This is a genomic window from Clostridium sp. TF11-13AC, from assembly GCF_003481065.1.
GTDB lineage: Bacteria > Bacillota > Clostridia > Lachnospirales > Lachnospiraceae > Otoolea > Otoolea fessa.
The window spans coordinates 70,735-92,536 of the sequence record NZ_QUKJ01000007.1 but is presented as its reverse complement, the minus strand read 5'-3'; the positions used below and the strand labels follow the sequence as shown (position 1 = coordinate 92,536).

Below are 21,802 nucleotides of genomic sequence, written 5' to 3'. Positions count from 1 at the left end.
TGCATTAATTTTCCAGCATTTTTCTGAATCTATAGACTGGCAAATTTTTCGCTCCATATTCTTCTCTACTTATTTATATAACGGATACTTCTCACACAGTTTCGTCACTTCCGCACGAATGTAATCTGCCTTGTTCTCGAAGTCGGTAGCTGCCAGCCAGATGCACTCTGCGATGACTTCCATGTCTTCTTCTTTCAGTCCACGGGTGGTAACAGCCGGAGTACCGATGCGGACACCAGAAGTAACAAACGGGCTTCTCGGGTCGTTCGGAACGGTATTTTTGTTCAGGGTAATGTATACTTCATCGCAGCGGTTCTGCAGCTCTTTACCGGAAATATCCATGCCGCGCAGATCAACTAACATCAGGTGGTTATCGGTTCCGCCGGTCAGAATCTTGAATCCCTGCTTCTGAAGTGCGGCTGCCAGCGCTGCTGCATTCTTCTTTACCTGAAGCTGATACTCTTTAAATTCTGGCTTCAGCGCCTCGCCGAAGCAGACTGCCTTGCCAGCGATGATGTGCTCTAACGGACCGCCCTGGGTTCCCGGGAAAATCGCCTTGTTGAAGTTGAACTTCTCAGCTGCTTCCTTATTTGCCAGAATCAGACCGCCTCTCGGTCCGCGCAGTGTCTTATGAGTGGTTGTCGTAACAACATCTGCATACGGAATCGGGCTCTGGTGAAGACCGGCTGCTACCAGACCAGCGATATGAGCCATATCGACCATCAGGTATGCGCCTACTTTGTCTGCAATTTCACGGAAACGTTTGAAATCAATCTCTCTTGCATAGGCACTTGCACCTGCAATGATCAGCTTCGGTTTTGCTTCCAGTGCAATGCGCTCTACCTCTTCGTAATCAATCACGCCATTGTCATCGACACCATACGGCACAATGTTGAAATATAAACCGGAGAAATTGACAGGGCTTCCGTGTGTCAGATGTCCGCCGTGATCCAGGTTCATGCCCATAACAGTATCACCCGGTTTCAGCATTGCGATAAATACCGCCATGTTTGCCTGCGCGCCGGAATGCGGCTGTACGTTTGCATAATCACAGCCAAACAGTTTTTTCGCTCTCTCGATCGCGATGGACTCTACAACATCGACACACTGGCATCCGCCGTAGTAACGTTTTCCCGGATATCCCTCCGCATATTTGTTGGTTAATACCGATCCCATCGCCATCATAACCGGCTCCGATACAATATTCTCCGACGCGATCAGCTCCAGGTTTCTTCTCTGACGGGCTGCCTCTGCTTCAATGGCTTCTCCCACTTCCGGGTCTGCCTCTGTAATGAACTTCATTACCTCATCTACCATGTCTGTTTCTCCTATTCTTTTCTGTCATCCATACAAAATCATCAAGTGGATTTTTCATATATAAATATAAAACCACACTTTTGTCTCTCCGGATTTTTTATTTAAAAAAGCCTTTTTCAAGTCTCATTAAATACGCTCACTATTTCGCAATTTTTTGAATTTCTCTGCTCATTTACTTCGCCATCTGCCAAAAGCAAACAAGCTCATTCTGTCACCAGACGCTTCTTATGCCAGTAGCGCTTCCGCCATCTGCTCCAGCGACGGAATATCGCTCTCCTTGAGCGCCCCGCGAACCGTAACGACCGGTTCAACCACCGTGATCTCCTTCATCGCATCCAGCATTCCCTTCATCGTGCGCGCTGCACTCGGCGCCCAGGAACCGTTTTCAATCAGGGCAACGGTGCGTTTCTGGTAATTCTTGCTCTGTAAGTGGTGCAGGAAATCTGCCATAACCGGCATCACACCCGCGTCATAGGACGGTGCTGCCAATACAATTTTTCCATACCGGAATGCATCTTCCAGCGCCTCCGCCATATCACCGCGCGCCAGATCCGCGATTGCCACTTTCGGGCATTCTTTTTTCTCAAGAATTTCCTTGCATTTCTTCGCCGCATCCTCGGTGTTGCCATGCAGGGACGCATATGCGATAAATACACCCTCAGACTCGACGCCGTAGCTGCTCCAAATCTGGTATTTTTCAAGCACATGACCGATCGTCTCTTTCAGAACCGGTCCATGCAGCGGGCAGATGATCTGGATCTCAAGACCGGCTTCTTTCTTAAGAAGTGCCTGCACCTGCATTCCATATTTTCCTACAATATTGAAATAATACCGTCTCGCCTCGCAGTCCCAGTCCTCATCCACATCAAGCGCACCGAACTTGCCGAAACCGTCGGCGCTGAACAGCACCTTGTCGCAGGAATCATAGCTTACCATAACCTCCGGCCAGTGTACCATCGGTGCCATGACGAACGTCAGCTCATGGCGCCCCAGTTTCAGGGTATCGCCCTCCTTGACCGTCAGCGCACGGCTGGTATCAAGATCAAAGTACAGTTTCAGCATCGGAAATGTCTTCGCATTGCCTACCAATGTGATTTCCGGATACCGTTCTACGACTGCCTGGATACTTGATGCATGATCCGGCTCCATGTGGCTGATTACCAGATAATCCGGGGTTCTTCCAGCCAGTGCGGTTTCCAGATTTTCCAGAAATTCCGTCTGTTTGCGCTTGTCTACCGTATCCATGATCGCGATCTTTTCATCCATAATCACGTATGAGTTATATGAAATACCATTTGGCACCTGATACTGCCCCTCAAATAAGTCAATGTCATGGTCGTTTACACCGATGTAGCGAATATCTTCTGTGATCATCTCCTGCTTCCTCCTGTTCTTTTCGCAGCTGCTCCATCTCTTTACAGCTGCCTCTTTTTGTTCTCACAGGCATCTCGCATCCTGCTGTCAGCCTGCCTTATGATTTCATCCGTTACCTCTGACTGACTCTGAATCAGTCTTTCTCCTCAATCGCCATAATCATATCCACGCGTCTCTGATGGCGTCCGCCCTCAAATTCTGCGTTGATCCACTCGTCAACGATCATCTTCGCAAGCTCACTTCCTACCACGCGGGCGCCGAAGCAGAGTACATTGGCATCGTTGTGGCGGCGGGACATCACCGCTGTGTACGGCTCGCTGCATACGCAGGCGCGCACGCCTTTTACCTTGTTAGCTGCCAGTGAAATACCAAGACCGGTACCGCAGATTGCGATACCCAGATCGGCTTCGCCGGAAACAACTGCACGGCCTACCTTCTCTCCGTAAACTGGATAATCACAGCTCTCGCTGCTGTCTGTACCCAGATTTAACACTTCGATTCCTTTTTCTTTCAGGAAATCCACAATAATGTTCTTCAGTTCTACCGCCGAATGGTCATTTCCAATCGCAATTTTCATCTCATCTTCTCCTCATCTGACTGACTTCCGGAACAAATGATATAGTCCGGTCATTATGGAATCATTTTAGTAAAGTTGCCGGGCAATGTCAAGACTGTGAAAATCTCAGAAATACATAAAAAGAGCGCAGAGGAAGCTCTTTCGCACTTCTCCGCGCCCTATTGTTTCTTCTATATAATAGTTATAAATCCGCCGTAAGACGTTTTCCGCTTACGCGCTATGGACAGCCGAAGCCGTCAGCTTGCCATCCGAAAGCCCGATCTCTATCGTATCGCCCGCACGGACGCCGTCCGCCAGAATCAGCTTCGCTGCCAGTGTCTCAACGTTCTTCTGCAGGTACCGTTTCAGCGGTCTTGCACCGTAAACCGGATCGTAGCCATTTTCAATGATGAAATCCTTTGCCTCGTCCGTCAGGGCAATCTTTAACTCCTTATCCGCCAGACGTTTGTTGACATCTGCAATCAGAAGCTCAATGATGCCTCCGATGTTGCCTTTCGTCAGCGGCTTAAAGAGAATAATCTCATCCAGACGGTTCAGGAACTCCGGACGGAAGTGAGCTCTCAAGTCATGCATAACGGAGCTTTCCGCCTCCGGCTTGATCTGTCCCTTTTCATCGATGCCGTCCAGCAGATACTGGGAACCGATGTTGGAGGTCATAATCAGGATCGTATTCTTGAAATCGACAGTTTTGCCGGTCGAATCCGTGATACGTCCATCATCCAGAACCTGCAGCAGGACGTTAAATACATCCGGATGCGCTTTCTCAACCTCATCGAAGAGGACAACGGAATACGGTTTGCGCCGTACTGCCTCGGTCAGCTGACCGCCCTCGTCATATCCGACATATCCTGGCGGCGCTCCGATCAGACGGGAAACGGAATGTTTCTCCATGTATTCACTCATATCGATACGAACCATGTTGTTCTCATCGTCAAACAATGCCTCCGCCAGCGCTTTTGCAAGCTCTGTCTTGCCGACACCGGTCGGACCTAGGAACAGGAACGAACCGATTGGTTTCGTCGGATCCTTGATGCCCGCTTTGGAACGGATAATCGCCTCCGTTACCTTGGTAACGCCCTCATCCTGTCCGATGACACGTTTATGCAGCAGTTCGTCCATATGCAGGGTCTTGCTGCGCTCGCTCTCGGTCAGTTTGGCAACCGGAATACCGGTCCACTTCGAAATAATCCGGGCAATCTCATCCTCGGTGACACTCTCATGTACCAGACTGAGATCCTGATTTTTCACTTTCTCTTCCTCTTCCGCCAACTGTTTCTGCAGTTCCGGCAGCTTGCCGTACTGGAGTTCAGCCGCTTTGTTTAGGTCATATGCCTGCTGCGCTGCCTGAATCTCGCCATTTACATGCTCAATCTCTTCACGCAGTTTGGACAGCTTATCAACGGAAGATTTTTCATTCTCCCACTGGGCTTTCTGGGTCGAAAAGCTGCTCTTGAGCTCTGCCAGTTCTTTCTGCAGTTCTGCCAGGCGATCCTGACTTAAGCGGTCAGTCTCTTTCTTAAGCGCAGCCTCTTCAATCTGCAGCTGCATGATACGTCTCGACAGTTCATCCAGCTCCGCCGGCATTGAATCCATCTCTGTCTTGATCATCGCGCACGCTTCATCAACCAGGTCGATCGCCTTATCCGGAAGGAAACGATCCGTGATATAACGATCCGAGAGGATTGCCGCCGATACAAGCGCAGAGTCGGTAATCTTGACCCCGTGGTAAACCTCATATCTCTCTTTCAGACCACGCAGAATGGAAATCGTATCTTCTACGGTCGGCTCATCAACATGAACCGGCTGGAAACGACGTTCCAGAGCTGCGTCTTTTTCGATGTATTTACGGTACTCATCCAGGGTCGTCGCACCGATACAGTGCAGTTCACCTCTAGCCAGCATAGGCTTCAGCATATTCCCGGCGTCCATCGCGCCCTCGGATTTGCCCGCGCCGACGATCGTATGCAGCTCATCGATAAACAGAATAATCTGTCCCTCGCTCTTCTTGACCTCGTCAAGCACCGCTTTCAGTCTCTCTTCGAACTCGCCGCGGTACTTCGCGCCCGCCATCAGAGCGCCCATATCCAGGGCAAACAATTTCTTGTCCTTCAAGCCCTCCGGGACATCGCCGCGCACGATACGCTGTGCCAGTCCTTCGACAACGGCTGTCTTACCGACGCCAGGTTCACCAATCAGAACCGGGTTGTTTTTCGTCTTTCTGGAGAGAATCATAACCACGTTACGGATCTCACCGTCACGGCCGATGACCGGATCGAGCTTCTGATCTCTCGCACGTTCCACCAGATCGTAACCGTATTTATTTAAAGTGTCATACGTTGCCTCCGGATTATCGCTGACAACACGCTGGTTGCCGCGCACTGTCGAAAGCGCCTGCAAAAAGCTCTCTTTCGTAATGCCGTAGAGACGGAACAGTTCCTTGACCGCCTTATTCGGCTGTTTTAACATCGCCAGAAATAAGTGCTCGACGGAAACATACTCGTCCCCCATCGCCTTGGCTTCGTCCTCCGCGTTCACCAGCACCTTGTTGGCATCGTTGGAGAAATACACCTGACCGCCGGATACCTTCGGCAGCTTTCCAATCGCCTGCTGCACCTCATCACGGAACTGGTCGCCCGAGATTCCCATCTTTGTTATTAATTTAAAAATCAAGCTGTCTTCCACAGTCAAAAGACTGTACAGCAAATGCTCCTGATCAATCTGCTGGTTTCCATATTCATACGCCAGCTTCTCCGTATTCTGAACGGCTTCCAGAGACTTCTGGGTAAATTTACTGATATTCATAAACCTGCCTCCTTTCGAACAATCTGTTAAAACCTTCTGGTCTTCTTTTGTTCTAGCAGTAATATAACACTTGTTATTAGCACTGTCAAGAGGAGAGTGCTAATTTTTTATGAATAATTTGTGAAAACATTTTAAAAAAAACGGCACACCGCATTCTCATCACTAAGTAGCGAGAATGCGGTGTGCCGTTCTTCAAATCCTATTTTGTAAAATATTTCTCTTTAATGATCTCCACCGGCATCTGCTGTCCTGTCCAGAGTTCAAAGGATGCAGCTCCCTGATAGAGAAGCATGTACATACCGTTGCTGGTCTTGCAGCCTGCCGCTCTTGCTTCGCGCAGTAAACGGGTCTCCTGCGGGTTGTAGATGACATCGAATACGAACAGGTCTTTGTGGAACATCGTTGTATCAGTAATGATCGTGTTGTCTGTCTTCGGAGCCATGCCGACGGAAGTACCATTTACCAGAATCGCGCTGTCTGCGATGGACTGGCGCAGGATCTCCGGATCGGAGTAATCATGCAGGGTTACCTTGCACCCTGTGCGCTCGTTCAGTTTCTTTACAATCTCCTCGGCTCTCGGATAGAACGCGTCCTTGACGTTAAATACGTTAATTTCTGCCACGCCGTCTAAAGCTGCCTGTACAAGAATCGCGGTTGCGGCGCCGCCAGCGCCTAAAAGCGTCATTTTCTTGCCAATGATGTCTACACCATTTTCTGCAACTGCACGCATAAATCCGACGCCATCGGTCGTATAAGCAGTCAGAACACCGTCGTCGTTGACAATCGTATTGCAGGCGCCGGAAATCTCGGAAGCCGATGAAACCTTGTCTGCCAGCTTGCACATGATATTTTTGCCCGGCATCGTGATATTCCAGCCGCGCGCGCCCATCGTCCGCAGTCCCTCAACCGCCTGCGGCATCTTCTCTTCCGGCACATCAAACGCCAGATATGTATAATCCAGACCCAACTGGCTGCACGCCTCGTTGTGCATCTCCGGCGAAACACTGTGTGCGACTGGGCTTCCCAGTAAACAAAGTAAACCTGTGTGTCCTGTGATATGATTCGACATCTTTTTTCCCCTTTCGTTTTCTCTGTCAGAACTTTCTGAGCAGTCACATTATTTAAACTTCTTCACCTGTGCAATGATCTCCTCGCAGATCTCATTCGCTGATTTTCCATCGGTCGCGATCACAATATCCGCTGCCGCTTCATACGCCGGTCTGCGCTTCTCCATCAGTTCGGAAACATATTCCACTGTCTTATTATTTTCCAGAAGCGGACGGTCATGGTTCTCTTTGACACGCTCCAGAATCGTTTCCGGCTTCGCGGTCAGAAGTATAACCTTGCCGCTCTTTCGCATCTCCTGTACATTGACCTCGCGCATCGCTACGCCGCCGCCGCAGGATACAATCTTGTTCTTCTCGTTTCCTACCTCTTTAAGCAGGTTTGTCTCCTCGTTGCGGAAATATGCCTCGCCGTGCAGATCGAAGATCTCAGAAATGCTCATGTTGTTCTTTTTCGCGATCATTTCATCCATTTCCACCACATCCATCGCAAAGGTATTCTGCAGTGCATTCGAAACGGTGCTCTTTCCGACTCCCATAAATCCGATCAGGAAAATATTGAATCCAAACAACTCATGGGACTGGATCCGTTTGCTCCGGTAGAGGACGCTGTCGTAAACTGCCATGATTGACTTTTTGTATTCATAATCATCCAGCTTCGCAAGCATCTTGCTCTTCTTGCGCTCTTCCTCCTCTGCCTGATAAATCGGAAGTCCGTTTTTCTGTTTATAATTTGTAATCTCCTGGATAATCTGGCAGCGCATCCGCAGGGCATCGATCAGAATCTCGTCGCACATGTCCAAATCATTTCGCAGCTTCTTTAATTCATCCATCTGTCTCATCCTTCTTCACTTGTATTCATTCAAATCACTTTTGCACTTTACATTGAAAGTGTGTTTTATTATTATACCCGAATCAGGATATGAACGCAAGTGCTAATGCGGAATAGCAGGTATAACTGTGGGGGATAGGTGTTGCTGTTCGAGCTATATTTTTATTAGATTCCCAGCTTCTCCTTCATGTAATCCACCGGTGTTGATTTTCCTGTATACAGTTCAATCGCGATCAGCGCCTGGAACAGCATCATGCTCATGCCGTTGTATACGCGGGTGCAGCCAGCTTCTTTGGCCTGCTTCATCATCACGGTCTCACGCGGTGCATATACCGTATCAGTTACGATCAGATCCTTGCGAAAATAGGACGGATCCGGGATATTGGACAGATCCTCCAGCGGGTGCATACCAACGCCGGTTGCATCACAGAAAATGTCTGCTTCGTGCATTTTCTCTTTTAAGAGTGCCAGATCGCCCAGGTCATGCATCTCGGCCTTGCAGTTAGAGTTCTTGTTGATGATATCAACGATCTCCTCGCCGCGTGCATAGAATTTATCTTTGATATTGAAGATATGCAGCTCTGCAATGCCGTCCAGTGCGCCGCGTACTGCGATAGCGGTTGCTGCACCGCCGGTACCGATGAGAACCATCTTCATTCCCTTGAAATCAATGCCTTCTTCCTTGATTCCCTGCCAGTAACCCATACCGTCAGTGTTGTAACCCTTCAGGTATCCGGTTACATTGCCGTCTTTGTCACGGGTGTTGACTACAGTGTTGATCGCGCCGCACAGCTTTGCAGCCTCGTCTACCTCATCCAGATATTTGTGAACGACGGTCTTGTTCGGCATGGAGATGTTGGAACCCAGCATCTTCAGCGCACGGATACTCTCAACCGCTGCTTCCAGGGTATCGTTGTCTACCTCGAACGCAAGCTGGATAACATCGTCGCCATTCTTGTCATAGGCAAGGTTGTGGGTGGTCGGAGACTGTGTATGACGGATCGGGTAAGCCATTAATCCTACTAATTCGGTATGTCCTGTAATGTTTGGCATGATAATTTCCTCTTTTCTTCTCTATTTTTTATAATCAAATAAAACGATATCATTCGTTCAGCGAACAGTCAGAATCTTTCAAATGCGATATTCAATTTCTTACTCCAATGGTGCCAGCTCTAAAAATCCTCTCGCTTCCAGCACGTTCAGAATCGCACGTCCTTCCATCGTTCCCTCCATGATACGGCGGGCGCGGACAGAGTCTCCGATCGGGTAAATGAAGGTATCTGTGTTGTCAAATGCCTCTTCAAGCTGTTCCAGAATCGGATTGTTGGCGCGCATTCCCAGACAGTTGAAACCGAGGTCAAAGTTCAGATCCTCGATCGTGCCATCCGGCAGCTTCACGGTAAATGCGTTTTCTTTGACTTCCTGCAGCGCAGTATTCACATACTCTTTCACACCATATTTGTCGTGTGTCTCACGCATGGAACATTTTGTGATCGGATCTGCCAGCATACCAATCTGCGGGAGCATATCCACGATGGTACACTTCGCGCCGCGCGGTGCGAAATACTCCACAACATCCAGGCCAACGGAGCCGCCGCCGACTACAACCACTTTTTTGCCCTTGCAGAAATCATCCGGGTATTCTCCGGCTTTTACTTTCTGAATCATCTCGAAAATGGTATCGACATGACCGGCTGCGATGTTTTCCTTGAGTCCCTTGATCGGCGGAACGACTGGAACGGAACCGGTTGCGTTGACAATGATATCCGGCTTGAACTGTTTGATCTTGTCCACGGTTGCCTCGCAGTTCAGAAATACATACAGATTTTTCAGTCTCTTCGCACGTGCTTCCAGATATTTCGGGAAGTCTTTCATACGGTTCTTGCTTGGCAGGTCGGAAATGAAGGTGGAAAGTCCGCCTAATTTACCACTCTTTTCTAATAAGAATACGTTGCATCCAACCTCGGCTGCCGTGCAGGCTGCTTCCAGACCGGCTGTACCGCCGCCGACTACAACTACGTTGCAGTTTTTATTGACTTTCAGCTTCTTGTAGATATCGCCCTCCGGAACAGCCGGGTTGACGGTACAGCGGATCGGACGGTTGACGCCGATTCGGTTTCCCGCACAGCCGACGTTACAGGAGATACATTTACGGAGAATCTCCTCCTCGCCGTTCTGCACCTTGCTGACCCAGTTCGGCTCTGCAATGAGTCCGCGTCCCATGCCGACAATATCGACATCGCCGCTCTCCAATACTTTCTCAACGACCTCCGGATCGCGGTAGTTGCCCGCATTGATAACCGGTTTACCAAATTTATCCTTCACGGCTCTTGCCATGTAGGAACGCCAGCCATCCGGCAGAAAGTTCGAGTCAATCTGATACTGTAAGGACGGGTTCAGACCGCAGGATACATCGTACATATCTACGTACTCATCCAGATATTCGAGGTATTCCAGTGTGTCTTCCAGCGTGTTGCCGCCCGGCACGCGCTCTTCCGCAGAGATACGGACGATGATCGGGAACCACGGACCTACATTTTTCCGCACCTCTTCCAGAACCATCTTCGGGAAACGGAGACGATTCTCGACGGAGCCGCCGAATTCATCGGTTCTTTTGTTGTAATACGGGGAAATAAACTGACTCATCAGATAAGAATGACCACAGTGGATCTCAATCGCATCAAATCCGATCGCCTGTACACGTTTCGCCGCCTCGCCGTATTTTTTTACGGTCGTCAGGATCTCTTCCCTTGTCATCGGACGCGGAATCTCGCCGCCTGCCTTGGTCGGGATATTGGAGGAAGACACCGTCTCCATACCTGTTCTGGCAGAGGATGCAGAAGCGCCCGCATGGTTAACCTGAATCGCTACCATCGCGCCATTCTTGTGAAGATTCTCGACTAACTGATAGTAACGCGGCATAAAGCTGTCGTGATCGATGCGGATCTGGCTTGTGCCATTGGAACCAACCGGATATTCGATATTGGCATTCTCCAGAATAATCAGACCAGTTCCTCCCTTGGCACGCAGGGAATAATAATTCATATGGCGGTTGCTCATCTCACCGCTCGTCTCGCCATAGTTAGTACCCATCGGCGTCATGGCAACACGGTTTTTGATCGTCATGCGCTTAATGGTAATCGGTTCAAAAATTTTGGGGTATTTGCTCTTCATGATGAAATTCTCCTTCTCCATTGCATGAGAGGCATCCCTGTGTTTGTGACACTTTTATCTTAACCGTTTTGCTTAAAAATTAACAATATCTTTCAAGTAAATTTTCAATACGTTTTTGCTATCGGTTTCCCGTTCCGCCTGCAGACCGTCCTGACGCGCCTGCTGTTTCATATATTCAATAAAGCGTTCCACCGCCGGAAGCCGGTAGCGTTCTTTCATCCAGAACATAAAAATCTGGTGATAAATGTCCAGATTTTCAATCGGGTGAATGCAGACTCCCTGAGAAAGCTCCAGAATGTCCGTGCGCGGCATCAGTGCGATGCCAAAACTCTCCCGCACCAGTGCGACGATCGAATATTCGTCCGGACACTCCACAATGATGTCCGGCTGGATGTTGTATTTCGCATAGAGCGCGCGGGTGCGCGTCCCCATCCAGGAGTCCTTATCGTATCCAATTACCGGATACCGGTTCAGCTCCGCAAATGGAATTCTCTCCCGCTCTGCCAGCGGATGATCCTTCGGTGTGATGATGACAAGCTTCTGGTTCGCCACCGGGAAAAATTCCATCTCATCCTTTTCCAGACAGCCGCCAAAGCCTACATCTAATTCACCCGTTTTTACCTTTTTTGCAATCGCCGGTGTGTGATTCTGCCAGAAATTAAACACAACCTTTTGATTTTCCGGCTGTTCTAAAAAGAGCTTGACCCGGTGCGGGATATAGTGACCGGCCAGTGGAAAGACGTAACCGATGTCGATCTTTCCCCCATCCATCGAAATCTCCCGCATTTTCCCGACCGCGATGTGGCAGTCTGTGAGAATCCGGTCCGCGTACTCCAAAAACATCCTCCCCGCCTTCGTCAGGGTCACCCCGCGTCCTTCTTTTTCAAAGAGCGTCACGCCCAGCTCATTTTCCAGTGATGCCATTGACCGGCTCAGGGATGGCTGTGATATATATAATTCCTCCGCCGCCTGATGATAATTTTCCAGATTCGCTATCTTCTGAAAATATAAAATCTGATTCAATGTCATTCCTAACGTCCCCCGTCTTTATGTATCTTCGTATTAACTCTTCGCAATATCAGCCGTAAATGCATCACACCAAACTTCCATAATCGTTACTGTTCACGCATACGTGCCCAGTAACGGAATTTGCCGTGGCTTCGCATTTAAATACGGCAAATTCCTGCTGCCACCACATTTTCTTACGGCACTTTCGGTTCCAAAAGTGCCTACCCGTGAACAGTAACCCATAATCATATTTATAACACATTAATGCTTAAAATGCATTGGTTTTTTGCTATAAAAGTATTAGACTTCGGCTATAATAATTATTAGAATAAAGGCATCAAACGTGTTATTTTTCTAACACTAAAACAGAACTTTTTATATCGGCATCTCCTTTGTGTTTGTGACAGAACATCAGCCATCATCCGCCCGGTTTCCGAAACGGCAGCCCGACAGGCGGATCTTGAATTAAGGAGAAAATCATGAACAAGAAATATCTGCCAAGTGCACTTATCATGTACTTAAACTACTTTATCCATGGCGTCGGCTGTTCGATTCTCGGACAGGCAGTCATCAAGGAAGCGCTTGCCGCAGCCTGGGGCGTTGAGGCAATGGCGATCACCGCGATTTCCGCTGCTTTAGGACTCGGGCGTCTGATTGCACTTCCATTTGCCGGACCACTTTCCGACAAACTGGGACGCCGCATCTCAACCGCGATCGGCAGCGCCTCCTATGCGGTTTACCTGATTGGACTTGCTTTCGCTTTCAGCGCCAGACAAAACGGCGGCTATCAAATTGCTTATGTATGTGCAATCATCGGAGGTATCTCCAACTCGTTCCTTGATACCGGTATCTATCCGGCGGTTGCCGAGATTATCAGCAGCGCTCCGGGTGTCGCTACCATGGGAATCAAATTTTTCATTGCGATCGCGCAGATACTTCTGCCGTTCGTACTCGGTGTTGCTGTGACAACCACCGCCACCGGCATGGTATCTTACAATCCGTTATTTATCGGATGCGGTATTATTTACGCTGTTTTATTTGTACTTATTTTCCTGTTCCCGCTGCCAGATTCTGAGCAGAAGGCAGAGGGCAAATCCGAGGGACTCATCGCCAGCTTAAAACACACAAATTTTTCGTTTGAGTCCATCGCCATGATCGTGATTGGTTTCACCTGCACCGGTACCTTCCAGTTATGGTTAAACTGCGCGCAGAACTTCGCAAAAGAAAATGCAGGCTGGGCGAACCCGTCCATCATGCAGACCTACTATTCCGCAGGTACCCTGATGGCGCTCGTTGTCACCTCCCTGCTGACCCGTAAAATCAAGGATGTACGTTTCATCCTCGTTTACCCGGTTATCTGCCTCGTTACTTTGGTTGCCGTACTCATCGGTCACAGCCAGACCCTTATGATTGCAGGCGCTTTCATCATCGGCTGGGCAGGCGCGGGCGGTCTGTTACAGATTGTAACCTCCGTCTGCAACATGCTGTTCCCGAAGATCAAGGGGACCGTAACCGCACTGGTTATGATTGCTTCTTCCTTATGTAATTACACAATTTTGACTGCCGCTTCCAAAATGGCACCATCCCATGTTATGATAATGAATATCGTACTGACTGCCATCGGCGTTCTCTTAGGACTCTTTGTCAATGCCCGCTACGCGAAAATGGTGTCTCTGGCAGAAAGCGACAAATAAATATTTATTGATAAAATGAAAGGATTCTCTGATTATGAATACTATCAAAGTTAGAAATATCGAAATTGGCTCCGGCACACCGAAGATCATCGTTCCGATCGTAGGCGTTACCAAACAGGAAATCATCGACGAGGCAAAAACGTTTGATTCTATTCCGGTTGATGTGGTAGAATGGCGTGCAGACTGGTTCGAGGGTGTCTTTGATTTTGAGAAGGTAGAAGACGTCTTAAAGGAACTGCGTGCCGTTCTCGGCGAGACTCCGATTCTGATGACTTTCCGTACCTCCAAAGAGGGCGGCGAGAAATCCATCGAGCCGGAAGATTACGCAAAGCTGAACATCAAGGCAGCTCAGACCGGCTATGTCGATTTCATTGACGTAGAGATCTTTACCGGCGACGCGATTGTAACCAAGATCATAGACGGTGCACATGCTGCTGGCGTGAAAGTCATCGCTTCCAACCATGACTTCCACAAGACGCCGGAGAAATCCGACATCATCTACCGCCTGCGTAAGATGCAGGATATGAATGCAGATATCCCGAAGATCGCAGTTATGCCGCAGAACAAGAAAGATGTTTTAACGCTTCTCTCTGCCACCGAGGAAATGACTTCCCTCTATGCGGACCGTCCAATCATTACCATGTCGATGGCTGGCACCGGCGTTATCAGCCGTCTCTGCGGCGAGGTATTTGGTTCTTCCATGACCTTCGGCGCTGCCAAGAAGGCATCCGCACCGGGTCAGATGGGCGTAAAGGATCTGGAGACTGTACTGGGACTGCTTCACAGTGCGATGTAATATCTGGCTTATCCAGTTATTCGGTTACTGTTCACGCTAACGTGCCCAGTAACTGAATTTGCCGTGGCTTCGCATTTAAATACGGCAAATTCCAGCTGCCACCACGCTATCTTACGGCACTTTCGGTTCCAAAAGTGCCTATATTATACTTTTAGCCACCTATTTTTTTACTCCCGGAAATCCCTGTACCTGCGGGTACGGAGGGATTCTCCGCGAGACACTCAAGACCTGCTACCTCCATCGCAGGTCTATTATTGTTATCAAGCGGCACATCCGTTTTCAAACGTGCCTGCATAAACAGCAACCTATTATCCGTATTTACAAGGGGATTATTCATGAAAAAAACACTTCACTGGCTGGATGAAAACCTGGAAGAATTTCTGCTGGTTGTCATGCTGGCTGCGATGACACTCATTATGGGAATCCAGATATTTTCCCGCTACGCGCTGGGACAGTCGCTGTCCTGGTCCGAGGAGGTTACCCGTTTTCTCTTTATCTGGAGCGGTTTTTTAAGCGTCAGTTATTGCAGCAAAAAATGCCTTTCTATCAAGATCGAACAGTTCGTCGCCGCCTTCCCGCGCAGAGGAAAGGCTCTTTTTAAGGTTATCAATCACACCTTTGAGCTGATTTTTTTCCTCTATATGATCCCATTTGCATACTCTTACATGATGTCCGCCGTTCACAGCGGACAGTTATCCCCCGCCTGCGGGATTCCGATGTACTATATTCAGGCAGCGCCGTTTGTTTCCTTTCTTCTGGTAACATTCCGCATTCTGCAGCGCTGGATCATCGAATTTAAGATTGCCCGCGGTGAAGATGTCTACGATCCGGCCCACCCAGAGCGCAATACACCGGAATCCTTTATCCATGCAAATGCAGATATACCGGAAACGGAATCCAATGAAATCGAATCGCTCATCGAGGCAAACACACCATCTGGAAAGGAGGAACACTGATGCCTGCTGCTCTCTTATTTGTTATCTTTGTCGTGCTGCTTGTCATCGCGATCCCGGTATCCATCACCCTCGGTATCGCCTCGGTTCTCCCTTCCGTTTTTGACCCGTCCTTCACGGTCGGCGCTAAGTATCTGATCCGCGCCATGTTCGGCGGACTGGATTCTTTTCCCCTGCTCGCCGTGCCGATGTTCGTCTTATCCGGCATCATCATGGCAAAAGGCGGTATTTCCAAGAAGCTGTTTGACGTATTCGCCTTCTTTCTTGGCAATTTTACCGCCGGTATGCCATGCGCGGTCATCGTGACCTGCCTCTTCTACGGCGCTATCTCCGGCTCTGCCCCGGCAACCGTTGCAGCCGTCGGAAGCATGACGATCCCGATTTTAAGCGCCCTCGGCTATGACCGGACTTTCTCTACCGCGATCGTGGCAGTCGCAGGCGGTCTGGGCGTTATCATTCCGCCGAGTATCCCGTTTATCATGTACGGCATGGCGTCCGGTGCCTCTGTCAGCAGTCTGTTCTTAGCCGGCGTCATTCCGGGTCTGATGATTGGTCTGCTCCTGATGCTGTATGCCATCTATCACTGCCGGCGTTACGGCGAAGATAGAGAAAAAATCCACGCTGAAATCCATCTGCTGCGCGAAAAAGGGCTGTTCCGGGTGCTGCGCGAAAGCTTTTTCGCTCTCTTAAGCCCGGTCATCATCCTTGGCTGTATCTACAGCGGCATCGCCTCCCCCACGGAAGCAGCAGTTATCTCCGTTTTCTATGCCCTGTTTGTCAGCCTGTTCCTCTACCGGACCATGAAATTCCGGGATATCCCGCCGATTTTTGTGGAAGCGATCCGCACATTCACACCGATCCTCTTTATTCTGGCAGCTTCCACGGCATTTTCCAGAGTCCTGACCCTGATGCAGGTGCCGCAGGCGGTCAGCAACTTTATCCTGGAACATTTCAACAGCCCGGTCATGATCCTGCTTGTCATCAACCTGTTCCTGCTTATCGTGGGAATGGTCATGGATACAACCCCGGCGATCCTGATTCTGACCCCGATCCTGCTCCCGATCGTGACAGCGATCAACATGGATCCGGTCCAGTTCGGTGTGATCATGGTTGTCAATCTGGCAATCGGCTTCGTAACCCCGCCGATCGGCGTCAACCTCTTTGTCGCCAGCTCCCTGACCGACGTCCCGATCATGGCGATCGCCAAAAAAGCGATGCCGATGATTGGCTTGTTTCTGGTGGCGCTGCTGCTGATTACGTTTATACCGGCTTTGTCGCTGGGATTGTTATAATGCTGAATGGACGCTTGGAAATGTTGAAGCTCTGAAAGATTTCATATAACGACCTGCTTCACGCTTTCAGGCTGTGAATGGAATATTTCACATATGAAATGGATATTTTTAAATTTGAAAGGATCTCCCATTATGATTTATATTTCAAACCTAGTGTCCCGCCGATGCCGGACTTCTTTCCGATTCGCTGCGGCGCTCATTTCTTCGTCGGTTCTTTTATTCGGCGCCTCGCTCGCGCTGAGCGGCTGCGCCTCCAGCCAGAAAGAACAGCGCTATTCCTGGCCACTGGCGACCGCCAGCCCGGAGGACACGGTAACGCAGCTGTTTGCCGAAAAATTTGCGGAGGAAGTACATGACTTAAGCAACGGCGCAATGCGGATTCAGGTTTACGCCAACTCCACACTCGGCGGTGACCGCGACCTGCTCGAAACGTGCGCGGACGGCGATATCCCATTTGTCGTGCAGAACACCGCCCCTCAGGTTTCTTTCATGAAGGATCTCGCCGTTTTTGACCTTCCATGCGTCTTTGATTCGCTGGATGACTGCCGCAAAAAGCTGGATGATCCGGATTTTTACAATCTCATCAGCCAGGTGTACACCGACGGCGGTTACCACCTGCTCGGCATGGCAGATCAAGGATTCCGCATCATGAGCACAAATAAACCGGTTTACTCTCTGGCGGATTTCAAAGGGCAGAAAATCCGTACCATGGAAAACAGCTATCATCTCGCATTCTGGAAAGCAATCGGCGCCAATCCGACGCCAATGACCTTCAGCGAGGTGTATATCGGTCTCCAGCAGCACACGATCGACGCGCAGGAGAACCCGTATGAGGTCATCGTCTCCAACCGTCTTTACGAACAGCAGGATTATGTGGTCGAGACGAACCACCTGCCACATCTGATCTCCCTGATTGTCAATGACGATTTCTTCCAGAACCTGACTCCGGAAGAACAGGAAATCATGACGCAGGCAGCCAAAACCGCGACCGAGTATGCCAGAGAACAGTCCGACGCGCGCATCTTTGACCGTATCGCTACGATCGAAGCGAGCGGCACCGCGATTTTAACTCTCTCGGATGAAACGCGCGATGCCATCCGGGAGGCGGCTGGAAGCGTATATGAGAGTATCCGTGAGAATATTGATCCGGAAATTTATGACGCATATATGGAGCCATAACCTCATCTTCTTTTACCATCTGCAAAAAAAGTTCATACAAAATTCAAAAGCGGATATACCGACCATCTGGTCAGTACATCCGCCTTTTCTCATGTTTCAATCATTCCGCGAAACTTTTTATCTGCCTTGCGGACAGCATCCCGTTTCGCTTCATCCTGGCACTGCGCTTCAATTATTTAGCTTCTTCTGCGTCAGCCTCTTCATCGGTCTCCGGTACATTGTTGTGAACCGCTGTGACGGTAGCAACTACTGCCTCCAGATCGGTCAGAATATCAACGTCTTTATCTTTTGCGATCGAAAGGTCTTTGACACGAATTGTATCACCAATCTCCATCTCACCAACATCAACTTTGACTTTCTCAACCAGTGCAGCCGGTAATGCGCGGTACGATACTTCTTTCAGTACCTCCTGCAGAACGCCAGTTTCTACCTTGTCGTGGTTCTCGAAGATAATCTCAGCAACGGAATGAACCTTCTCATTGCTTACCAGCGCCTGGAAATCTATTTCTACAACCTGATTTGCCATTGCATCATAGTCAACTTCCTTGATCAGGACATCGTAGACTTCGCCTTCTACATCCAGCATAATCTGTCCGCCCTTGGTCTCGTTCTTCAGCAGACGATCCACGTCTTTCTTTTCCATCTTAACAGGAATGGAGCCCTGAATCTTCTTGCCAAATACGTTGCCTGTTACATAGCCTTCTCTTCTGAGTCTCTTTGCCTTAACATCCATGCTTCTTTTTTCAGCTTTTAAAGTAGTCATTTGTCTTTTCCTCCAAAAATCTGATCTGCGCCTTCCGCACGCCCTGTGTGGAAAACACATTGTGCTTAGCAGCCCTCAGCCATGGGGTTTTGTTAAGTATCTATCTCCTTGTTACGGCTCATATTATAGCAGGGTTCTCTGAAAACGATTCACTAAAAATAAAAATATTTCGGCTTTATTTTCAGCATTTTTAAGGTTGAAATTTAGAATTTGTATATTTTTCTTTCTGTCTTTTTTATACAAGAAGTATCTCCCTAAATCCGCCACCCGGTTTCAGGGCACACACACTTTTAAATCCACACGCCACCGCCAGCTCCTGCGCCTGCTTAAACCCATATCCGATCGTGTCGGCACTGTGGCTGTCGGAGTTGATGAGGATACGTCCGCCGCAGGCACACAGCTCTTTTAACAGGGCTGCAGACGGGTACGGCGCACTCCGGTAGCCGCGGGACATGGCGCCTGTGTTGATCTCAAACGGAATCCCCAGAGCCGCCAGTTTGTGCATCGCCGTGATCGCCGGTTCCAGATAGGCGTCTTTCGTCTCGTCGAAATGTTTATATCCCTCGTTAAATTTTGTCAACAGGTCAAAATGTCCGATGAAATCGCATTTTGTCCGGTCATAAATCTGCGCCTCTGCCTCGAAATACTCCTGTGCAAAGGCGTACCAGTCACCATGCCACAGCGTCTCGACTGCTTTTACCAGTTTCTCTTCCGTATCATCCACACAAACATACTCGCCATCCTTGATGAGCGCATGGGTCGAGCCGATCGCGTATTCTGCTTTCTGCACCGGTCCCAGTCCATCCAGCTCGATCCCGATATAGAGATTCATCTTTCCCCGGTATTCCTCCCGGAGTTCTTGAAGTTCTTCGGTATACTGGCGAAGCTTCTCGTCGTCCATCCCGAATCCCGGCTCAAACATCGAAAAATCAGCATGTCCTGAAACACCAAAATCGGTCATTCCCATCCGGTATGCCGCCTCCACCATCTCCCGCGGTGTACTCTTTCCGTCGCAGAACGTGGTGTGGGTGTGAAAATCTGTATGAAGCATCGGTAATCTCCTTTCTTATTTCACTCTGTCAAAACGTTTCTGCCTCTTCACAGCTGCGGGCAAACATCCTTGCGGATTTGTCTTCAACAAAGGATTTATCGCAAACTCCGCTCCGCCATCTGCATCCGCTTTTCAAACTGCTCGTAAAAGTCCTTCTCTCCATCATACGGAAGCAGATAGAACAGTTTCATAATCAACAGATTGCGCCGTTTTTCGCGCTCGGCTGCCGCAGTAGCACGGTTTTTCTTCTGTATCTCCTGTTCCTCCGGCGTTCCGATGCATGATTCTGCCAAAAGGTTCTGCGCCGCCTCCGTTTCCGCCCTTCTTATATCTTTTAAGAAATAATGCCACCGGCTGATATACGCCTCATACCGCTTTAAATCTGGCGTATCGATCCATTTTTTCACTTTGACTTTCGTCCGGTTTTCCTTTTTACACTCATGAATCTGGAGAAAATACTGGAAACTTCCATTTTCATAAAAGCGCCCCAGTGGAAACAGGCGGCAGATACCCGGCCGGTATGCATGGATCCGGCAGCGCCCTGCTTCATCGAGAAACCCACAGGCTTCATCCGCCCCGCTCCGGAGCGCCAGATTCGGCAGAATCTGTCCGTCCACGACGTTCCACTCTACCTTTTTTTCCTCCAGCAGATGTTCCAGCGTGTCCCCGCGCAAGGCGGTCAGACGGTACACATCATATGGATCCAGCACGATCGAATTACCCATTCCATGGCAGCACGCCGAACAGCCCCGGCAATCATCGCATCCGGCTTTTACCATATCGTCCCGGCTGTACAGCTTTCCATCTGAAATCTCCGCCATCGTTACATTACGTTCCATCTCTACTTCTCTCTTTCTGCCTCAATCCGATCTAAAATCTCCCACAAATGTTCCAGATCCGCCTCTCTGGTCGCCCAGCTCGTCGCAAAACGGACAACGGTGTGATCCTCGTCATACCGCTCCCAGAAGCTCACGGAAACCTCTTTTTCAATCTGCTCCATCCGATCATTTTCCAAGATCACAAACTGCTGGTTGGTCGGGGACTCACGGAAAAACGTATAACCGCGCTGTTTTAACCCTTTCTTTAAAGCTGCCGCCATCTCTACCGCATGGCGTCCCAGGCGCTCGTACAGCCCGTCTGTAAACAGCACATCAAACTGGATTCCCAGCAGGCGTCCCTTTGCCAGCAGCGCGCCCTGCTGCTTGATCCGGGTAATAAAATGCGCCGGAACATTCTTCTTCTCACCAAATACAACTGCCTCTCCGCAGAATGCGCCCACCTTCGTGCCGCCGATATAAAATACATCACACAGATGCGCAATCTCCGAAAGACTCAGGTCATTTCCTTCTCCCGCCAGACCATATCCAAGACGCGCCCCGTCCAGATAGAGCGGGATTTCATACGAACGGCAGATCTCCGAGATCGCCTGCAGCTCCTTCCGGCTGTATAAGGTTCCGTATTCCGTCGGATGGGAAAGATACACCATTCCCGGAAATACCATATGATCATGGTTTGCGTCCGCCTCGAAATTTTGCAGATATTCCTGCAGATCCGCCGGATCAATCTTCCCATCTTTTTCCGGAAGCTGCAACACCTTATGCCCGGTGTACTCGATCGCCCCGGCTTCATGAATACTCACGTGCCCTGTCTGCGCTGCCACTACGCCCTCATACGGTGCAAGCATGCTACTGATCACGGCCGCATTCGTCTGGGTACCGCCCACCAGAAAATAAACCTCCGCCTCCGGGCATCCGGTCGCCTCCTGTATTTTTCTGGCGGCACTCTGGCAGTAGCGGTCCATGCCATATCCCGGCAGACTCTCCCGGTTCGTCTCCGCCAGCTTCTGAAGTATCTCCTCGCAGGCGCCCTCTGTATAATCGCTTGCAAATGAAAGCATCGTAGTATCTCCTCCTGTTCTTTCTTCGA

General features: G+C 49.6%; 18 protein-coding genes. 5 read left to right on the top strand and 13 right to left on the bottom strand.

The window, feature by feature from the left end; all coding sequences use genetic code 11:
* Window positions 1–69: 69 nt before the first annotated feature.
* The 9 genes from glyA to DXD12_RS12820 all read right to left on the bottom strand — a co-directional run bounded on the left by glyA (window position 70) and on the right by DXD12_RS12820 (window position 12,169).
* Window positions 70–1,317, bottom strand: a complete 1,248-nt coding sequence (gene glyA, locus DXD12_RS12860) for a serine hydroxymethyltransferase (RefSeq protein WP_022358816.1) — start codon at window positions 1,315–1,317, stop codon at window positions 70–72.
* Between the two features lie 225 nt (window positions 1,318–1,542).
* The gene (locus DXD12_RS12855; RefSeq protein WP_118523632.1) at window positions 1,543–2,691 is read right to left on the bottom strand and encodes an FprA family A-type flavoprotein; all 1,149 of its coding nucleotides are present in this window, start codon (window positions 2,689–2,691) and stop codon (window positions 1,543–1,545) included.
* 133 nt (window positions 2,692–2,824) lie between these two features.
* Window positions 2,825–3,268 (bottom strand): ribose 5-phosphate isomerase B, encoded by a 444-nt coding sequence (gene rpiB / locus DXD12_RS12850; RefSeq protein WP_022358818.1) that lies wholly within the window; start codon window positions 3,266–3,268, stop codon window positions 2,825–2,827.
* 210 nt (window positions 3,269–3,478) lie between these two features.
* The gene (gene clpB, locus DXD12_RS12845; RefSeq protein WP_107001854.1) at window positions 3,479–6,070 is read right to left on the bottom strand and encodes an ATP-dependent chaperone ClpB; all 2,592 of its coding nucleotides are present in this window, start codon (window positions 6,068–6,070) and stop codon (window positions 3,479–3,481) included.
* A gap of 199 nt (window positions 6,071–6,269) precedes the next feature.
* A complete protein-coding gene (aroE, locus tag DXD12_RS12840; protein WP_118638490.1) occupies window positions 6,270–7,139 on the bottom strand; it encodes a shikimate dehydrogenase in 870 nt (289 codons plus the stop codon).
* A gap of 48 nt (window positions 7,140–7,187) precedes the next feature.
* Entirely contained in the window at window positions 7,188–7,967 is a 780-nt protein-coding gene (locus tag DXD12_RS12835) for a shikimate kinase (protein WP_118570134.1), read from the bottom strand.
* A 164-nt stretch (window positions 7,968–8,131) separates the two neighbouring features.
* The gene (locus DXD12_RS12830; protein ID WP_022358823.1) at window positions 8,132–9,019 is read right to left on the bottom strand and encodes a shikimate dehydrogenase; all 888 of its coding nucleotides are present in this window, start codon (window positions 9,017–9,019) and stop codon (window positions 8,132–8,134) included.
* A 99-nt stretch (window positions 9,020–9,118) separates the two neighbouring features.
* Window positions 9,119–11,140 carry an FAD-dependent oxidoreductase gene (locus tag DXD12_RS12825; RefSeq protein ID WP_118638489.1) on the bottom strand — a complete coding sequence of 674 codons (2,022 nt, stop codon included), beginning with the start codon at window positions 11,138–11,140 and terminating at the stop codon, window positions 9,119–9,121.
* Window positions 11,141–11,212: 72 nt separating this feature from the next.
* Window positions 11,213–12,169 carry a LysR family transcriptional regulator gene (locus DXD12_RS12820; protein ID WP_118638488.1) on the bottom strand — a complete coding sequence of 319 codons (957 nt, stop codon included), beginning with the start codon at window positions 12,167–12,169 and terminating at the stop codon, window positions 11,213–11,215.
* Between the two features lie 458 nt (window positions 12,170–12,627).
* Here DXD12_RS12820 and DXD12_RS12815 point away from each other — a divergent pair, with 458 nt between their 5' ends.
* From DXD12_RS12815 to DXD12_RS12790, 5 genes are all read left to right on the top strand, one after another.
* Entirely contained in the window at window positions 12,628–13,842 is a 1,215-nt protein-coding gene (locus tag DXD12_RS12815) for an MFS transporter (RefSeq protein WP_118638487.1), read from the top strand.
* A gap of 31 nt (window positions 13,843–13,873) precedes the next feature.
* Complete coding sequence (gene aroD, locus DXD12_RS12810; RefSeq protein WP_338126570.1) at window positions 13,874–14,638, top strand: type I 3-dehydroquinate dehydratase; 765 nt, start codon at window positions 13,874–13,876, stop codon at window positions 14,636–14,638.
* Between the two features lie 335 nt (window positions 14,639–14,973).
* Window positions 14,974–15,594 carry a TRAP transporter small permease gene (locus DXD12_RS12800; protein ID WP_118638486.1) on the top strand — a complete coding sequence of 207 codons (621 nt, stop codon included), beginning with the start codon at window positions 14,974–14,976 and terminating at the stop codon, window positions 15,592–15,594.
* Window positions 15,594–16,883 (top strand): TRAP transporter large permease, encoded by a 1,290-nt coding sequence (locus DXD12_RS12795; RefSeq protein WP_118524701.1) that lies wholly within the window; start codon window positions 15,594–15,596, stop codon window positions 16,881–16,883. The genes DXD12_RS12800 and DXD12_RS12795 overlap by 1 nt, the downstream gene beginning before the upstream one ends.
* Before the next feature lie 132 nt (window positions 16,884–17,015).
* Window positions 17,016–18,062, top strand: coding sequence for a TRAP transporter substrate-binding protein (locus DXD12_RS12790; protein WP_118638485.1), 1,047 nt, complete (start codon window positions 17,016–17,018; stop codon window positions 18,060–18,062).
* Window positions 18,063–18,234: 172 nt separating this feature from the next.
* Here the strand turns inward: DXD12_RS12790 and DXD12_RS12785 are convergent, their stop codons facing one another.
* The 4 genes from DXD12_RS12785 to DXD12_RS12770 all read right to left on the bottom strand — a co-directional run bounded on the left by DXD12_RS12785 (window position 18,235) and on the right by DXD12_RS12770 (window position 21,773).
* On the bottom strand, window positions 18,235–18,825 hold the full coding sequence (locus tag DXD12_RS12785; RefSeq protein ID WP_118469307.1) for a 50S ribosomal protein L25: 591 nt from the start codon (window positions 18,823–18,825) through the stop codon (window positions 18,235–18,237).
* A gap of 235 nt (window positions 18,826–19,060) precedes the next feature.
* Window positions 19,061–19,876, bottom strand: coding sequence for a histidinol-phosphatase (locus tag DXD12_RS12780; RefSeq protein WP_118523637.1), 816 nt, complete (start codon window positions 19,874–19,876; stop codon window positions 19,061–19,063).
* A 95-nt stretch (window positions 19,877–19,971) separates the two neighbouring features.
* Complete coding sequence (locus DXD12_RS12775; RefSeq protein ID WP_118638484.1) at window positions 19,972–20,715, bottom strand: YkgJ family cysteine cluster protein; 744 nt, start codon at window positions 20,713–20,715, stop codon at window positions 19,972–19,974.
* A gap of 2 nt (window positions 20,716–20,717) precedes the next feature.
* A complete protein-coding gene (locus tag DXD12_RS12770) occupies window positions 20,718–21,773 on the bottom strand; it encodes an aminotransferase class I/II-fold pyridoxal phosphate-dependent enzyme (RefSeq protein WP_118638483.1) in 1,056 nt (351 codons plus the stop codon).
* Between the last annotated feature and the right edge of the window lie 29 nt (window positions 21,774–21,802).

Bases quoted from the DNA above. Each gene is read 5' to 3' on its own strand.
- glyA (WP_022358816.1), bottom strand. From the start codon at position 1,317: ATGGTAGATGAGGTAATGAAGTTCATTACAGAGGCAGACCCGGAAGTG.
- DXD12_RS12855 (WP_118523632.1), bottom strand. From the start codon at position 2,691: ATGATCACAGAAGATATTCGCTACATCGGTGTAAACGACCATGACATT.
- rpiB (WP_022358818.1), bottom strand. From the start codon at position 3,268: ATGAAAATTGCGATTGGAAATGACCATTCGGCGGTAGAACTGAAGAAC.
- clpB (WP_107001854.1), bottom strand. From the start codon at position 6,070: ATGAATATCAGTAAATTTACCCAGAAGTCTCTGGAAGCCGTTCAGAAT.
- aroE (WP_118638490.1), bottom strand. From the start codon at position 7,139: ATGTCGAATCATATCACAGGACACACAGGTTTACTTTGTTTACTGGGA.
- DXD12_RS12835 (WP_118570134.1), bottom strand. From the start codon at position 7,967: ATGGATGAATTAAAGAAGCTGCGAAATGATTTGGACATGTGCGACGAG.
- DXD12_RS12830 (WP_022358823.1), bottom strand. From the start codon at position 9,019: ATGCCAAACATTACAGGACATACCGAATTAGTAGGATTAATGGCTTAC.
- DXD12_RS12825 (WP_118638489.1), bottom strand. From the start codon at position 11,140: ATGAAGAGCAAATACCCCAAAATTTTTGAACCGATTACCATTAAGCGC.
- DXD12_RS12820 (WP_118638488.1), bottom strand. From the start codon at position 12,169: ATGACATTGAATCAGATTTTATATTTTCAGAAGATAGCGAATCTGGAA.
- DXD12_RS12815 (WP_118638487.1), top strand. From the start codon at position 12,628: ATGAACAAGAAATATCTGCCAAGTGCACTTATCATGTACTTAAACTAC.
- DXD12_RS12800 (WP_118638486.1), top strand. From the start codon at position 14,974: ATGAAAAAAACACTTCACTGGCTGGATGAAAACCTGGAAGAATTTCTG.
- DXD12_RS12795 (WP_118524701.1), top strand. From the start codon at position 15,594: ATGCCTGCTGCTCTCTTATTTGTTATCTTTGTCGTGCTGCTTGTCATC.
- DXD12_RS12790 (WP_118638485.1), top strand. From the start codon at position 17,016: ATGATTTATATTTCAAACCTAGTGTCCCGCCGATGCCGGACTTCTTTC.
- DXD12_RS12785 (WP_118469307.1), bottom strand. From the start codon at position 18,825: ATGACTACTTTAAAAGCTGAAAAAAGAAGCATGGATGTTAAGGCAAAG.
- DXD12_RS12780 (WP_118523637.1), bottom strand. From the start codon at position 19,876: ATGCTTCATACAGATTTTCACACCCACACCACGTTCTGCGACGGAAAG.
- DXD12_RS12775 (WP_118638484.1), bottom strand. From the start codon at position 20,715: ATGGAACGTAATGTAACGATGGCGGAGATTTCAGATGGAAAGCTGTAC.
- DXD12_RS12770 (WP_118638483.1), bottom strand. From the start codon at position 21,773: ATGCTTTCATTTGCAAGCGATTATACAGAGGGCGCCTGCGAGGAGATA.